The sequence below is a fragment of the Pectobacterium sp. CFBP8739 genome (assembly GCF_013449375.1).
Classification (GTDB): Bacteria; Pseudomonadota; Gammaproteobacteria; order Enterobacterales; family Enterobacteriaceae; genus Pectobacterium.
Genome location: NZ_JACDRR010000006.1, coordinates 59,244 through 74,500 on the forward strand (window position 1 = coordinate 59,244; position 15,257 = coordinate 74,500).

General features: G+C 53.8%; 12 protein-coding genes. 3 read left to right on the top strand and 9 right to left on the bottom strand.

The window, feature by feature from the left end; genetic code table 11:
- Nucleotides 1-55: 55 nt before the first annotated feature.
- A complete protein-coding gene (locus H0247_RS04715; RefSeq protein WP_180741496.1) occupies nucleotides 56-580 on the top strand; it encodes a DMT family transporter in 525 nt (174 codons plus the stop codon).
- 139 nt (nucleotides 581-719) lie between these two features.
- Nucleotides 720-914, top strand: coding sequence for a hypothetical protein (locus H0247_RS04720; RefSeq protein ID WP_180741497.1), 195 nt, complete (start codon nucleotides 720-722; stop codon nucleotides 912-914).
- A 43-nt stretch (nucleotides 915-957) separates the two neighbouring features.
- Here H0247_RS04720 and apaH read toward each other — a convergent pair whose 3' ends face one another.
- The 6 genes from apaH to lptD all read right to left on the bottom strand — a co-directional run bounded on the left by apaH (nucleotide 958) and on the right by lptD (nucleotide 7,858).
- A complete protein-coding gene (gene apaH, locus H0247_RS04725; RefSeq protein ID WP_180741498.1) occupies nucleotides 958-1,803 on the bottom strand; it encodes a bis(5'-nucleosyl)-tetraphosphatase (symmetrical) ApaH in 846 nt (281 codons plus the stop codon).
- 2 nt (nucleotides 1,804-1,805) lie between these two features.
- Nucleotides 1,806-2,183: a Co2+/Mg2+ efflux protein ApaG gene (apaG, locus tag H0247_RS04730; protein ID WP_180741499.1), complete on the bottom strand. Its 378-nt coding sequence runs from the start codon at nucleotides 2,181-2,183 to the stop codon at nucleotides 1,806-1,808.
- Nucleotides 2,184-2,195: 12 nt separating this feature from the next.
- Nucleotides 2,196-3,014 (bottom strand): 16S rRNA (adenine(1518)-N(6)/adenine(1519)-N(6))-dimethyltransferase RsmA, encoded by an 819-nt coding sequence (gene rsmA, locus H0247_RS04735; protein ID WP_180741500.1) that lies wholly within the window; start codon nucleotides 3,012-3,014, stop codon nucleotides 2,196-2,198.
- The gene (gene pdxA / locus H0247_RS04740; RefSeq protein WP_180741501.1) at nucleotides 3,007-4,008 is read right to left on the bottom strand and encodes a 4-hydroxythreonine-4-phosphate dehydrogenase PdxA; all 1,002 of its coding nucleotides are present in this window, start codon (nucleotides 4,006-4,008) and stop codon (nucleotides 3,007-3,009) included. The genes rsmA and pdxA overlap by 8 nt, the downstream gene beginning before the upstream one ends.
- Nucleotides 4,009-4,055: 47 nt before the next feature.
- Nucleotides 4,056-5,351 (bottom strand): peptidylprolyl isomerase SurA, encoded by a 1,296-nt coding sequence (gene surA / locus H0247_RS04745; protein WP_180741502.1) that lies wholly within the window; start codon nucleotides 5,349-5,351, stop codon nucleotides 4,056-4,058.
- Between the two features lie 107 nt (nucleotides 5,352-5,458).
- Nucleotides 5,459-7,858 (bottom strand): LPS assembly protein LptD, encoded by a 2,400-nt coding sequence (lptD, locus tag H0247_RS04750; protein ID WP_180741503.1) that lies wholly within the window; start codon nucleotides 7,856-7,858, stop codon nucleotides 5,459-5,461.
- 149 nt (nucleotides 7,859-8,007) lie between these two features.
- Here lptD and djlA point away from each other — a divergent pair, with 149 nt between their 5' ends.
- Nucleotides 8,008-8,883: a co-chaperone DjlA gene (djlA, locus tag H0247_RS04755; protein WP_180741504.1), complete on the top strand. Its 876-nt coding sequence runs from the start codon at nucleotides 8,008-8,010 to the stop codon at nucleotides 8,881-8,883.
- Between the two features lie 80 nt (nucleotides 8,884-8,963).
- On the opposite strand, the gene rluA is transcribed toward djlA, so the two are convergent.
- The 3 genes from rluA to H0247_RS04770 all read right to left on the bottom strand — a co-directional run bounded on the left by rluA (nucleotide 8,964) and on the right by H0247_RS04770 (nucleotide 15,214).
- A complete protein-coding gene (gene rluA / locus H0247_RS04760) occupies nucleotides 8,964-9,617 on the bottom strand; it encodes a bifunctional tRNA pseudouridine(32) synthase/23S rRNA pseudouridine(746) synthase RluA (protein ID WP_180741505.1) in 654 nt (217 codons plus the stop codon).
- 168 nt (nucleotides 9,618-9,785) lie between these two features.
- The gene (gene rapA / locus H0247_RS04765; protein WP_180741506.1) at nucleotides 9,786-12,689 is read right to left on the bottom strand and encodes an RNA polymerase-associated protein RapA; all 2,904 of its coding nucleotides are present in this window, start codon (nucleotides 12,687-12,689) and stop codon (nucleotides 9,786-9,788) included.
- A 158-nt stretch (nucleotides 12,690-12,847) separates the two neighbouring features.
- Nucleotides 12,848-15,214, bottom strand: coding sequence for a DNA polymerase II (locus tag H0247_RS04770; RefSeq protein WP_180741507.1), 2,367 nt, complete (start codon nucleotides 15,212-15,214; stop codon nucleotides 12,848-12,850).
- Nucleotides 15,215-15,257: the final 43 nt, after the last annotated feature.

Genomic DNA, 15,257 nt, shown 5'->3' on the forward strand with positions numbered 1-15,257 from the left:
GTATTGGGACATCCTAATTATGTTGTGCACGTTATCGCGTGAACGAGGAGGTTCTATGTCGTTATTCTCTTCTTTTTCTCTCTCATTACTGCTGCCGCTGGGTATTGCTGCGCTTGCTGGGAGCATTGTGCCTTTTCAGGCTGCCAGCAATGTGGTACTGGGGCGCGCGTTAGGCCATCCACTGTGGGCTACGCTGGTTTCACTGTTGGTCAGTATTTGTGTGCTGTTACCGGTCCTATTTGCTGCTCGGATACCGGCGCCTACGATTGGTCCCGCTTTGCAGGGGCCATGGTGGATTTGGCTGGGGGGCGTGGCGGGCGTCGCTTATATCACCGCCGCATTATTGCTGACGCCAAAGCTCGGCGCTTCAGGCTTTATTGTCTGTGTGATTGCGGGTCAGGTTGTGGCATCGCTGATTATCGATCATTTTGGTTTGATGGGGCTGGTGGTCAAGCCTGCAACGCTAGGACGGATAGCAGGCGTCGCATTAATCGTTATGGGGATGCTGCTGGTGCAATACTCTGCGGCTTCTCAACCGCTGACAAAATCTGCCGTTGAAGCGCCTAAACTCCCACAGTGAGGATATCTCTTTGCTGTGCTGTGCAAGCGGGTCACATTTCCGTCATCTATCATCGCTAGTATGACAACGAGTAGCGGCTTTCGTCGTTAAATAGAGATGTCGTTAAGCCGCTGTGTTCGATAGATAGGAGACCGTAAGCATGACGAATAGAAACAGTAATCTGAATACTGATCGCCTGAGCGATCCCGAGCGCCGTGAATTACCATCAGGCAACGTAGAAGCCGTTGGTCTGGCCGGGTTTCTTGGCGGCGGTATCTGGTCGATTCCCGCCGAGGCGGCAGCCGTTCCGCCAGCCAAAAACGCTCAGCCTGGGACAGCTTTCCCTTTTCTATGACAGTAGTACGGTTGCGATAGTCTGAAGACATTCGCGCATCCGATCAGGACGTGCTATCGCCAGAGATGTCGGCAGTTGATGAAAGCGACGGTTGCGTGAAATAGCGCTTATCGTCCCAACGCAGCATAGTCAATTCCCCTCCCCAGCAGCACCCGGTATCCAGCGCGTAAATATTTTCCGGTGTGCCTTTCCCTTCCAGCGATGCCCAGTGACCGAAGGCAATAGTATATTCCCCAGCAACCTGACTTGGCAGCTCAAACCATGGTTTGAGCAGAGAAGGGGCCTGAGTCGGTGGCTCTTTACAAAGCATATCCAGTTGCCCGCCTGAGAAGCAGTAGCGCATACGGGTAAAAACGTTGGTGCTAAAGCGCAGACGTGCCAGACCGCTAAGTTCTGGGCTCCAGTGATTCGGCATATCGCCATACATCGCATCGAGGAAAAGCGGGTAGCTGTCGCTGCTCAGGATCGATTCGACTTCGCGTGCGCACATCTGTGCAGTGGGGAGATCCCACTGAGGCGTGATGCCCGCGTGCGCCATCACCAGCTTCAGATCATCATCGACCTGTAGGATCGGCTGGCGGCGTAGCCAGTTGATCAGCTCATCTGCATCCGGCGCAGAAAGAAGATCACTGATACGATCTTTCGGTTTGTTACGACTGATACCCGCATAAACCGCCAACAGGTGTAGGTCGTGGTTGCCGAGCACCATGCGAACAGCAGGACCGAGAGAGCGAACGAAGCGCAGAACCTGAAGCGAATCTGGGCCGCGTGCCACTAAATCGCCGGTTAACCACAGCGTATCTTGCTCCGGATTAAAGGAAACTTGCGCCAATAGCGCTTTGAGTTCAACTAAACAGCCGTGAACATCGCCAACTAAATAGGTAGACATAATTAATGTATCAGTGAAGGGATAGCCAGACGGAAAACGGGGATGGAAACCTGAAACGCGTTACCCTGATGGTCAGTCATATGGTAGTGGCCTTCCATTGTACCGAGGGGCGTTTCTATGACGGCACCGCTGGTATATTGGAATTCGCTGCCAGGGTGGATAATCGGCTGTTCGCCGACCACGCCTTCACCCTGAACTTCAGTCTGTCGGCCGTTACCGTTGGTAATCAGCCAATAGCGTCCCAAAAGCTGGACTTCATGACGCCCCAGATTGCGAACCGTAATCGTGTAAGCAAACACGAAACGTTCTTCATCAGGCTCCGATTGTGATTCCACGTAGAAGCTCTGAACCTGTACACAAACACGGGGCGCATTAATCATGATGAACTCCAGTTATTCCTGTTTTGCCGGATGCTCACTTAACCAGTTAGCCAATCGGCAATATTGCTCAACGGATACATTCTCTGCGCGGCTGGTGGCATCGATCCCCAGTTCAGCGAGCACGTCTGGGGTGAACAGATTGCCCAGACTGTTACGCAGTGTCTTACGGCGCTGGTTAAATGCTTCCGTCGTGATGCGGCTTAGCACGCGAATGTCGCTGACCGGGTAAGGGATCTCGGCATGAGGCACGAGTCGCACTACGGCGGAATCAACTTTAGGTGCGGGCTTGAACGCCTCCGGCGGCACTTCAAGCACCGGAATCACCTGACAATAATACTGAGCCATGACGCTCAGGCGTCCGAAAGCTTTGCTGTTCGGCCCAGCGACCAAACGGTTAACCACTTCTTTCTGCAACATAAAGTGCATGTCGCGGATAGATTGAGTATAGCTGAACAGGTGGAACATCAGCGGTGTGGAAATATTATACGGTAGGTTGCCAAAAACGCGCAGCGGTTGGCCGGCTTGCTCAGCGAGCGCGGCGAAATCGATCGTCATGGCATCTTGCTGAATGATTGTCAGCTTATCTTTCAGCGTCGGATGTGTTTCCAACCGCGCAGCCAGATCCCTGTCCAGCTCAATAACGGTGAAACGATCCATCCGTTCACCGACAGGCGCGGTCAGTGCACCGAGGCCGGGACCGATCTCTACGACTGCCTGTCCTGGCTGGGGGTGAATAGCCGAGACGATACTATCGATCACGAAGTGATCGTTTAAAAAGTTTTGCCCAAAACGTTTACGGGCGAAGTGACCTTGGTGTACGCGATTATTCATTACTGTGTTTTATCATTTTAATGGCAAGATTTAATGCCGTGATGAAGCTGCCGGGGTCGGCACTGCCCGTTGCGGCCAGCTCAAGCGCTGTACCGTGGTCAACAGATGTGCGGATAAAAGGTAACCCCAGCGTGATATTAACGGCGCGCCCGAAACCCTGATATTTCAGAACCGGGAGCCCTTGATCGTGGTACATCGCCAACACGGCGTCAGCGTGTTGCAGATATTTGGGTTGGAAAAGCGTGTCGGCAGGGAGTGGCCCAACCAGCGTGATGCCTTGTTGCCGAAGTTCGTCCAGTGCAGGGGTAATCACATCCAGCTCTTCACGGCCCATATGGCCGCCTTCACCGGCATGAGGATTTAATCCACAAACATAAATCTGTGGTTGAACGATGCCGAATTTTGTCTGCAAATCATGGTGCAAAATTGTGATGACTTCGTGCAGGCTCTGACGGGTGATGGCCGCAGAAACGGCGGCAAGCGGCAGATGCGTAGTAGCTAAGGCAACACGCAGTTCTTCCGTCGCCAGCATCATAACAACACGGTCACAGCCGCTGCGCTCGGCGAAAAATTCAGTGTGTCCGCTGAACGGGACGCCGGCATCGTTGATAATGCCTTTATGTACTGGGCCAGTAATCAGCGCGGCGAATTCGCCGTTCAGACAGCCATCGCAAGCACGAGCCAATGTCTCAACGACATAAGCGCTGTTAGCGACATTCAATTGGCTAGCAATGACGGTTGCCGATGTGGCGATCGGCAGGATAGTGAGGCTACCTGCCTGCTGTGGCTGTGCGGGCTGGCCGGGTTGATAGTCGTGCAATGTCAGCGGCATAGATAGCTGCAATGCGCGAGTTAATAACAGGTCAGGATCCGCACAGATGACCAGCTCCACAGGCCAGGCCTGCTGAGCCAGAGCAATCACCAGATCGGGGCCAATCCCAGCGGGTTCGCCGGGGGTGATCACAACGCGTGGTGTATTGCTCTCAGTCTGCATGAGTTTCAATCAGCATTAGTTTCAATCAGCATTAGTTTCAATCAGCATTAGTTAGTGGCGCCATTAATCACTTTGACATACGCCGATGCACGCTGTTCCTGCATCCAGGTTTGTGCTTCTTCGGCGAATTTACGGTTAAAGATCATACGGTAAGCCTGTTCTTTTTGTGCCGCGTCGGTTTTATCCACCTGACGGGTATCCAGCAACTGAATCAGATGCCAGCCAAAAGAGGAATGAATAGGCTGACTGATTTCGCCTTTCTTCAGTTTCAACAACGCATCGCGGAAGGCCGGATCGTACATATCTGGAGAAGCCCAGCCAAGATCGCCGCCCTGATTCGCTGAACCCGGATCCTGAGAAAGCAGTTTGGCTTGTGCGGCGAAATCGGTGCTGCCGTTTTTGATCTGCTGTGCCACGTCGGCCAGTTTGGCTTGCGCCTGACTGTCCGTCATGACGACGGAAGGCTTGATCAGAATATGGCGAGCATGGGTTTCGGTTACCGATATGCTTTTGTTACCGCCGCGAATATCGTTCACTTTCAGAATGTGGAAACCTACGCCGGAACGGATCGGACCGACAATTTGGCCTTTCTGCGCCTGAGTTAAGCGCTCGGCAAACAGCGTTGGGATCTCTTGCAATTTACCCCAACCCATCTGGCCGCCTTTCAGCGCCTGAGAGTCAGCCGAATAGGTGATGGCCAACTTACCAAAATCTGCGCCTTCACTGATTTGTTTCACTAGCGACGTTGCCAGATTTTCCGCCTCATCAACCTGCTGCTGAGTCGGGTTTTCCGGTAATGGGATCAAAATGTGGCTCAGGTTCAGCTCATCATTTTCACCGGTCTGGTTGGCGATCTGCTTCGCTAGCGTATCGACTTCCTGCGGCAGTACCGTCACGCGACGACGAACTTCGTTGTTACGGACTTCCGAGATCAGCATCTCTTTGCGAATCTGGTTACGGTAGGTGTTGTAGTTCAGACCTTCATAAGCCAACTGGCTTTTTAGCTGCTCCAGAGACATCCGATTCTGAGTGGCAATATTGGTAATTGCCTGATTCAGTTGCTCATCCGTCACCTGGACACCCATCTTCTGCGCCATTTGCAGGATGATGTTGTCCATGATCAAACGCTCGGTAATCTGATGGCGCAGCGTGGCATCATCCGGCAATTGTTGCCCGGCCTGCTGGGCGTTCAGTTTTACCGACTGCAAAAGCGCGTTGACATCACTTTCCAACACGACGCTGTTGTCGACCACTGCTGCGACTTTATCAACCACCTGTGGTGCTGCGAACGCGGTAGAGGCACTCAGTGCCAATCCGAGAATAAGCGTTCTCCAGTTCTTCATACCTTTCCCATTATTTCATCCGCAAGGCGGGTTAAAGTTCCAACATTTCTGTAAGACAGCCTGTTTGTTTTTGCTACATCCTTATCGGCTTAGCACTCTGGATGACATCAGAATGCGCGCTGGTAAGGCAAAATACCTGAACGCAGCATTTTGTCGGAACCCAGACTGTAATTACTGCTTAAACCACGTAATTCGATATTAAACGACACTTTGTTGTCGTATTCGCTGCTGCGGCTGGCGCTGTTCCAGTCGGTAATTTTACGTTCATAACCAACGCTCACGGCCCAACAACACGTATTGTACTGTAACCCAATCAGCTGGTTTGCCGGCTGATTAGCCTTAGTGTCGTAGTAATAAGCGCCAACCACAGCCCAACGTTCGACAATTGGCCAGCTCGCGGTGATGCCGACCTGTGAGATACCTTGCTGAGAACCCTGGTTTGTCACGTTTGGCAGCATGTCGCGAATATATTCAGGACTTGCGTAACGATAATTTAACTGCACCAAGCGCTCCGCATCGCGACGGTATTCTAACACGGCGTCACCCAGCGCGACTTCGTTCAGGCGATTGTCATACTGCAACCCCCCGCGAACACCCCATCTGTCATCGATTCTCAGGAAGGAGTCACCGGCCCACACCTGGCTACCGTTGTTATCGCTTTTATCGAGCGACGTGTTGCGGTCACCCGTACGTGGACGCTCGAAGTAATAGATTTGACCAATAGAAGCGTTAAAACGTTCAACCAATGCATCATCATAAATACGCGTGGTGACACCGGTCGCAACCTGATTGGTGGACGCGATGCGATCCAGGCCACTGTAACTGCGATCGCGAAACAGGCCGGAATAGTCGGTCTGCATCAGCGTGGAGTCATAGGTATGGATGCTGCTCTGGTCGCGGTAAGGCACGTACAGGTATTGCGCACGAGGTTCCAGCGTTTGGGTATAGGCTTTCGACCAGTCCATTTCGCGTTCGAAGATCATTTTGCCATCCACTTTATATTGTGGCATGACGCGATTTACAGAGCTTTGGAGCGCGTTTTTATTGACGTCGGTGACGCTAGGGTCGGCACGGTAACGATCCAAGTTGTCCTGTTGATAGTGTGTTGCCAAGAGCTTGGCTTCGGTATTCAGGCTGGCCCAGCGGTTTGCCAACGGCAGATTCAACGTTGGCTCAACATGCAGGCGAGTCGCTTCTGGCCGATTGTTGTTGACGTTGGTAAATTTTACCGCCTGACCATAAAGATGCATATCAACTGGGCCGATATCATTCTGGTAGTAATTGATATCGAGCTGCGGTTCGGCACGGTAAACATCACGGTTGGTTGCATTGGAGAAGACTTGGAACTGTCTAGTGGACAGCGTGGTATTCCAGTTTTGGTTCGCATAGCCCGCACTGAATTTTTGGGTGACGTAGCCATCGGTAGTTGAACCGTAATTTGACTCCAGATCGGTGAAGTAGCGATCGTCGCTGACTTTCGTGTAATCGGCGTTAAAACGCCATACCTGATCCATCACGCCACTATGACCCCAGTGGAACAGCCAGCGGGTATCGTTACTATCTTGCGGGGAGACTTTGGCGTATTCATTGTCGCTGGGCAGCCAGTCGAACTGAATCACGCCGAGGCCTGGCGTGGTCAGGTAGCGGAATTCGTTCTGCCACTGCATACCACGTTTAGTTTGCAGGTGCGGTGTGATGGTTGCGTCAAAATTAGGCGCGATGTTCCAGTAATAGGGCGTCAGTAATTCAAAGCCGTTGCTGCTACCATATTTCGCATTGGGGATCAGGAAGCCAGAGCGTCGTTTATCGCCGATAGGAAGCTGCAAATATGGGCTATAGAACACAGGTACGCCAGCAATCTTGAAACGCGCGTTCCAGATTTCAGCAACCTGCTCTTCTCTGTCTTGAATCACTTCCGAACCGACGACACTCCAGCTATTATCTCCCGGCAGACAGGAAGTGAAAGAACCGTTTTCCAGAATAGTGTAGCGATTGCTGTCACGCATTTTCATTTTGTCGGCGGAACCACGCCCTTGACGGCCCACCATCTGATAGTCGCCTTCATAGACGTCGGTATCTTTGGTGTTCAGGTTGGCCCAGGCTTTAGGGCCTTTCAGGATAACCTGATTGTCATCGTAGTGGACATTTCCTGTTGCGGTAATCGTCCGTGTGGGCGTGCTACCCTGCGTTGCCGGATCCAACTGATTCAGTTCCACCTGCTCGGCAGTCATGACGCTGTTGCCCTGCTGGATGTTAACATTACCGGTGAATTTGGCGCTGTCTGGATAGCTGGCTTCGGTTTTATCGGCCTGAATGTTGACCGGTAGTTGATTGGGATCGCCAGTGACCAGCGGTCTGTTGTACGTAGGTACACCCAGCATGCACTGCTCAGCGAGATCGGCCAGCGCGTGCTGACTGTAAAGCGCCGACCAAACCAGTGTGGCCAGCAGAGTTGGGAAACTTTTTTTCATACGCAGTATTAGGTGTTCCGTCATCAGGGGCATCATACCGGCAAACGGTCAGAGACTATATCACTCGTTAGCGTTGCGCCAGTGTTAAATCCCCACCGCCTATACGCACCACCGTTAGGTGCAAAGATAAATGACAGGTATGATAAAGCAATTTTTGGCTGACGGCATGAGGATTTGAGGAGTATATGCGGTATTGGGGAAAGTTACTGGGGTTAGCGCTGGGAATCGTCTCAAGCGCTGGCATCTGGGGAATGATCATGGGTTTGCTGATGGGGCATTGGATTGACAAAGCCTGGGCATCGCGTCGCCGTGATTATTTTTCGGCCCAGTCTACCCGCCAGTCCTTGTTCTTTCTCACGACCTTTCAGGCTATGGGTCACCTGACCAAATCCAAAGGCCGAGTGACAGAAGCCGACATCAAGATCGCGACCAAAATGATGGATCGCCTTGAGCTATTTGGTGAAGCCAGAAGCGCGGCTCAACAGGCTTTCCGCGAAGGGAAGGCGGGTCATTTCCCCCTGCGCATAAAATTACGCAAGCTGCGCGATGCCTGTCTGGGGCGCTTTGATTTAATTAAGATGTTTCTGGAAATTCAGCTTCAGGTCGCGTTTGTTGATGGTGTTTTGCACCCGAATGAACGACGTGTGTTGTACGTGATTGCCGATGAGCTGGGCGTGACGCGTGAGCAGTTTGAGTTCTTCCTGCGCAATATGGAAGGAACCTCGGGGCAACAGTCTCGGCAGAATCAGTCACGACAGAACGGTAAATCGCATCAGCGTCGTAATAATGGCTATTCCAACGGTCACTCTTATGGCGGTCAGCGTCCTGTGTCACCGCCGCGCGGGCTAACAGTCGAAAGCGCCTGTCGTACGCTGGGTGTGCGTAGCAGCGATGATGCCGCGACGATTAAGCGCGCCTACCGTAAACTCATGAACGAGCATCATCCCGATAAGCTGGTCGCCAAGAAGCTGTCGCCGAGGATGATGGAGATGGCCAAGCGCAAAGCGCAGGATATTCAGGCGGCCTATGAACTGTTGAAAAGCGCGAATCAGACAAAATAATCCGCATCTTTCCCTTCTTGTTACTTCCCCGTTTTACCGCTCTACCAAATCCGATTTGCAAATGCCGTCGCACGTTTGCCTTAGAAATCCGCTTCGCAGCGAAAGTGCATCGGGGTATTGAACGCGGGATGCGTGATAGCCAATTCTTGTGCGTGCAGTAACAGGCGGGGCGCCATTGCTTTAGCATCAGGATGGGCATAAAAGCCATCGCCGAGGATAGGGTGGCCTAGCGCGAGCAGATGGACGCGCAGTTGGTGGGATCGGCCGGTAATCGGCATCAGCTTGACGCGCGTCGTACCGTCATCGTCGCGTGAGAGCACCTGATATTCTGTCTGTGCCGCTTTGCCTGTTTCAAAACAGACTTTCTGTTTTGGGCGGTTCGGCCAGTCACAGATCAGCGGAAGATCGATGACGCCTTCATCCTGTTCCATATGCCCCCAAACGCGGGCAAGGTAGGATTTCTTCGGTTCACGCTCGCGAAACTGTCGCTTTAATTCACGCTCGGCGGCTTTTGTGAGTGCGACGGCAATGACGCCGCTGGTCGCCATGTCCAGACGATGAACGGATTCGGCCGTTGGGTAGTCAGCTTGAATGCGGCTCATGACGCTATCTTTGTGTTCTGGCGCACGGCCGGGAACCGACAGTAGACCGCTGGGTTTATTCACCACCATGATGTGCTGATCCTGGTAAAGAATATGCAACCAAGGATCGGTAGGCGGATTATAGGGTTCCATCGGAGCACCTTCAGACAACATATAATGTGTGATATTAGGGAGAACACGGGGATGAGGTTCCCGCAGGGAGACCTCGCCCCGTGGTATGCCCGTGTATCTCGATTTTGCAAACAACGTGTCTTTATAACAGCGGTATGAGGTTTATGCCTATACCGCTGCCAGAAACGTTTATTGGTGTGTCACCACCACCAGACGGATTGCATCCAGACGCCAGTTGGCTTCGTGCAGATTGCTCAGCACTTGCTCACGCTGATTTTCCAGTGCAGTCAGCTCGTCTTCACGAATGTTAGGGTTAACCGCTTTCAGCGCTTCCAGACGCTCCAACTCACGGCGCAATTGCAGATCAGCCTGCTCCTGGGCTTCGGCGATGAGCTGGCGCGCCTGCGTTTCCACCAGCGCTTCCGCCTGTTGCAGCATCGCGTGAACGTCGGCCTGTACCGCATTCACCAGCTTGCTGGACGTATGACGGTTTACTGCGTTGAGCTGGCGGTTGAAGCTCTCAAACTCAACCTGAGCCGCTAGGTTGGTCCCTTTACGATCCATGAGCAGGCGAACCGGCGTGGGTGGCAGGAAACGGGTCAGTTGCAGGTGTTTTGGCGCCTGTGCTTCTACCACGTAAACCAGTTCAGCCAGCAGTGTGCCGACCGGCAGGGCTTTATTTTTCAGCAACGACACCGCACAGCTTCCGGTATCGCCGGACAGCACCAGATCGAGCCCGTTACGGATCAGCGGGTGCTCCCAACTGATAAACTGCGCATCTTCGCGGGAAAGTGCCTGATCGCGATCAAAAGTGATCGTGCAGCCATCCTGCGGCAGGCCTGGGAAATCCGGCACCAGCATATGATCGGAAGGCGTCAGGACGATCAGATTATCGCTGCGATCTTCCTGATTGATGCCAACAATATCAAACAGGTTCAGCGCGAATGTCACCAGATTGACGTCATTATCCTGCTCGGCAATAGCCTGCGCCAACTGCTGGGCCTGCTCGCCACCGTTAGAATGCATTTCCAGCAGACGATCGCGGCCTTGTTCAAGCTGTTGTTTCAGGTTGTCGTGCTGTTGGCGGCAGGTGTGAATAAATTCATCCAGCCCTTGCTGTTCACCGACGGTCGTCATGCGTTCGATCAACTGTGTATGGTGGGCATCATAGATGGTGCGACCTGTCGGGCAGGTGTGCTCAAATGCGTCCAACCCTTCGTGATACCAGCGCACCAGCATGGCCTGTGCGGTATTTTCCAGATACGGCACCAGAATCTGAATTTCTTTTGCCTGCCCGATACGGTCCAGACGACCAATACGCTGTTCCAGTAGGTCGGGGTTGAATGGCAGATCGAACATCACTAAATGGCTAGCGAACTGGAAGTTACGGCCTTCGGATCCGATCTCTGAACAGATCAGTACCTGTGCGCCTTCTTCTTCAGAAGCAAAATAGGCGGCGGCGCGGTCACGTTCCAGAATCGACAGACCTTCATGGAAGACGGCGGCGCGGATCGCTTCACGCGTACGCAGCACTTGCTCCAGCTGTAGCGCCGTGGCGGCCTGCGCACAGATCACCAACACTTTTTCATCACGGTTGGCGGTCAGGTAGTTCAGTAACCATTCCACGCGCGGGTCGAAGTTCCACCAGGTGGCATCGTCCCCTTCGAGCTGTTGATAAATTTGTTCCGGGTACAGCATGTCGCGGGCGCGCACTTCCAGCGTCTTATTCGCGTTCATAATGCCGGACACTTTAATCGCCGTTTGGTACTGCGCCGGCAACGGCAGGCGGATTTGATGCAGGATACGCTGCGGGAAACCTTTAACCCCCTGACGCGTGTTACGGAACAACACGCGGCTGGTGCCGTGGCGATCCATCAGCATGGCGATCAATTCCTGACGCGCTTTCTGATTGTCATCGCTGTCGCTGTTGATGGCTTTTAGCAGCGGCTCGATATCCTGTTCGCCCAACAGATCGCTCAGCGCATTCAGTTCAGCCGTTTGGGCTTTTTCGCCCGCTAACAGCAGCGTGACGGCATCGGCGACCGGACGATACTGCTGCTGTTCGGCAACGAATTCTTGGTAATCGTGGAAACGGTTGGGATCGAGCAGGCGTAAACGCGCAAAGTGGCTCTGTTGACCAAGCTGTTCCGGCGTTGCAGTTAAAAGCAGAACGGCAGGCGTGGCGCGTGCCAGCGTTTCAATGGCCTGATATTCGGGGCTAGGGCTTTCTTCGCTCCAGACCAGATGGTGAGCTTCATCCACCACCAGCAGGTCCCAGTCGGCATTGACGAGCTGCGCAAAGCGCTGGGCGCTGCGTTGCACAAACCCCAGTGAGCAGATGACCAACTGTTCGGTTTCAAACGGATTGCTGCTGTCCAGCTTGGCTTCGGCATAGCGCTCGTCGTCAAACAGTGAGAACAGCAGGTTAAAGCGGCGCAGCATTTCGACCAGCCACTGATGTTGCAGAGTTTCCGGCACGACAATCAGCACGCGACTGGCACGACCTGCCAGCAACTGCTGGTGGATGATCATCCCAGCTTCAATGGTTTTCCCTAGACCAACTTCGTCCGCCAGCAAGACGCGCGGTGCGTGACGTTGGCCGACTTCATGGGCGATATGCAACTGATGGGGGATAAGGCTGGCCCGCATGCCGCGCAATCCGACCTGCTGCTGTAGCGCCTGTTCGTTCTGATGCTTGCGGGCGCGATAGCGCAGGGCAAAGCGATCCATACGATCGATCTGCCCGGCGAACAGGCGATCTTGCGGTTTATTGAACGTCAGTTTGCTGTCCAGAAAGACTTCACGCAGTTCCGCCGACGTTTCATCGTCCAGGCGTTGGCCGCAATACACCAGCAACCCTTTTTCTTCTCGCACGTCATCGACTTTAAGCTGCCAGCCTTCATGGCTGGTGACGGTGTCGCCGGGGTTGAACATCACGCGGGTGATGGGGGCGTCGCTGCGGGAATAAAGTCGGTTTTCACCGCTGGCAGGGAAAAGCAGCGTTATCATACGCGTATCGACGGCAACAACCGTTCCCAGTCCAAGTTCGCTTTCCGTATCGCTGATCCAGCGCTGACCAAGTGTAAAAGGCATAAATTCTTAGCTCGATGTTCGTCTGTGTCGGGGGAATGTCTGATTACATTACCGAGTGCTGATAATGTTACTGATGTAAATTCAGAAAGGGCGTTATGGTAATGGATGACGGTGCGTTCGTCACCCCTCAAACTTGCGGTATCGCGAATTAACGACGTTTAAAACAGGCCCATCTGGCCTGTTATCCGTGTAGCAAAATCATCATGCAAGAAAGGCAGAATGGCGTCTGCGACCGGCTGGAGCTGGCGTTCGACATAATGCTGATAATCCAACGGCGAATGCTGGGTTTCCAGCGGTTCGGGGCCGTTGACGGTCATCACATAGCTGATCCAGCCGCCGTTTTGGTATTGCAGCGGTCGGCCTTGCTGGCGGTTATAGTCATCGGCGATTTTTGCGGCTCTGGCGTGGGGCGGCACGTTGCGCTGGTAATCATCTAGCCGGCGGCGTAAGCGTTTACGGTAGATCAGCAGATCGTCGAACTCCCCGTTTAGGGTGCGATCGACGTAATCCCGTAGCCAGTCCTGATACGGCTGCTGCTGAAAAATCAGCAGATAGAGCTGCTGTTGAAACTGTTGCGCCAGCGGTGTCCAGTCGGTCCGCACGGTTTCCAACCCTTTGAATACCATTCTTTCGCCTTGTGGCGTGTCGATGAGCCCAGCGTAGCGCTTTTTGCTGCCTTGCTCGGCACCGCGAATGGTGGGCATCAGAAAACGGCGAAAATGCGTTTCAAACTCCAATTCTAGCGCGCTGGTCAACTGCAAGGTGTCTTGCAGGTGCTGTGTCCACCAGTGGTTAACGTGCTGTACCAGCGCGTTGCCAATCTTTGCAGCTTCTTCTTCGCGATGTGCGTGTTTCAGCCAGACGAATGTGGAGTCGGTATCGCCATAAATCACTTGATAGCCTTGTTCTTCGATCAGTTCGCGCGTTTTGCGCATGATTTCATGGCCGCGTAGGGTAATGGAAGAGGCGAGACGCGGATCGAAGAAACGGCAGCCTGTCGCGCCCAGCACGCCGTAAAAGGCATTCATGATGATCTTCAACGCCTGCGACAGCGGTTTGTTGCTGGCGCGCTTCGCGGCTTCGCGCCCTTGCCAAATTTGCTCGACAATCGCGGGCAGGCAGTGCTGTTCACGGGAGAACCATGCGCCGCGAAATCCGGGGACGGCGTGCTGCGCGTCTGGATTTTGTGTTCCCGCCGCCAGCCCGACTGGGTCGATCAGAAAGGTGCGAATAATGGAAGGGTAGAGGCTCTTGTAATCCAGCACGAGCACCGAATCATACAGGCCGGGGCGCGAATCCATCACAAATCCACCAGGGCTGGCTTCAAGCGCGACATCGCCCAGATTGGGTGCCACGTAACCCATGCGGTGCATGCGCGGTAAATAAAGGTGGGAAAAGGCGGCAACGGAACCGCCGCTGCGGTCAGCCGCCAGCCCCGTGACGCTGGCACGCTCCAGCAAGAACGGCAGCAACTCGGTTTTGTCGAAAATACGTGTGACCAGCTCGCAGTCTTGCAGGTTATAGCGCGCGAGCGCGGGCTTATCTTCGGCAAAACGTCGGTCAATCTCATCCATCCGCTGATAGGGTGTGTCGATGGCTTTACCTTCTCCCAGCAGCGACTGTGCGACAAATTCCAGACTAAACGACGCAAAATTCCACGTCGCGGATTTGAGCGCGTCAATGCCGTCGATAATCAGGCGACCTGTGGCGCTGGCAAAAAAATGCCCTTGTTTAAAGCCGTGCTCCCGCCACTCCAGCGCCTGCCCGTTACGCCCCAGCCTGAGTGGAATGTTGTAGCGCTCGGCATGCTTCTGTAAAACGCGCAGGTCAAACTGCACCAGATTCCAACCGATAATGGCATCGGGATCGTGCTGCTGCATCCAGACATTCAGCTTTTCCAGCAATAGCGGGCGGCTGGCGACGTACTCCAGCGTAAAATTCTCGTGTTCGGTAGGTGTGCCATTCGGCGGGCCAAGCATGTAAACCTGACGCTGCCCGCAACCTTCCAGCCCGATGCAGTAAAGCTCGCCGTGGCGGTTGGTTTCGATATCCAAAGACACCAGCCTGAGTGTCGGGCGGTAATCGGGATGAGGTTTCATACGAGCGTCCGTCAGCAGCTTACCCGACGTGGGCGTACCGCTAAACCACACCGGTGCCGTGATAAAGCGCTCCATCAGAAAACGTTCTGTCGGGCGAATATCCGCTTCGTAGACCTGAACGCCGCTTTCACGCAGCAATTTTTCTAGCCGTAGCAACTGCCGGTATTGTGGGCAATACAGCCCCAATAGCGGCTGATGGTGGAAATCCTGCATGGCGAGCGGTTTTAACTGCCAGCGTTTTTCTTGCTGTAAGAGCGTTCTTGCGCGGGCTTCCTGCTGAGCGGGAATAAAGGCTACGGCCTGCTGTGGCGGCAGACGTACTAGCAGCGGGCCCTCATCGGTGGCCAGCCAGAATTCAACCTGCGTACCAGCTGGCGTGTCATTCCAGTGGCGGGTCAGTAGAAACCCCTGACGAACCTGAGTCACTAAGCGGCCTTTTATAGCAAGCGGGATAAGAAAGGATTGTGGG

Bases quoted from the DNA above. Each gene is read 5' to 3' on its own strand.
- apaG (WP_180741499.1), bottom strand. From the start codon at position 2,183: ATGATTAATGCGCCCCGTGTTTGTGTACAGGTTCAGAGCTTCTACGTG.
- H0247_RS04715 (WP_180741496.1), top strand. From the start codon at position 56: ATGTCGTTATTCTCTTCTTTTTCTCTCTCATTACTGCTGCCGCTGGGT.
- H0247_RS04720 (WP_180741497.1), top strand. From the start codon at position 720: ATGACGAATAGAAACAGTAATCTGAATACTGATCGCCTGAGCGATCCC.
- rsmA (WP_180741500.1), bottom strand. From the start codon at position 3,014: ATGAATAATCGCGTACACCAAGGTCACTTCGCCCGTAAACGTTTTGGG.
- surA (WP_180741502.1), bottom strand. From the start codon at position 5,351: ATGAAGAACTGGAGAACGCTTATTCTCGGATTGGCACTGAGTGCCTCT.
- djlA (WP_180741504.1), top strand. From the start codon at position 8,008: ATGCGGTATTGGGGAAAGTTACTGGGGTTAGCGCTGGGAATCGTCTCA.
- rluA (WP_180741505.1), bottom strand. From the start codon at position 9,617: ATGGAACCCTATAATCCGCCTACCGATCCTTGGTTGCATATTCTTTAC.
- pdxA (WP_180741501.1), bottom strand. From the start codon at position 4,008: ATGCAGACTGAGAGCAATACACCACGCGTTGTGATCACCCCCGGCGAA.
- apaH (WP_180741498.1), bottom strand. From the start codon at position 1,803: ATGTCTACCTATTTAGTTGGCGATGTTCACGGCTGTTTAGTTGAACTC.
- lptD (WP_180741503.1), bottom strand. From the start codon at position 7,858: ATGATGCCCCTGATGACGGAACACCTAATACTGCGTATGAAAAAAAGT.
- rapA (WP_180741506.1), bottom strand. From the start codon at position 12,689: ATGCCTTTTACACTTGGTCAGCGCTGGATCAGCGATACGGAAAGCGAA.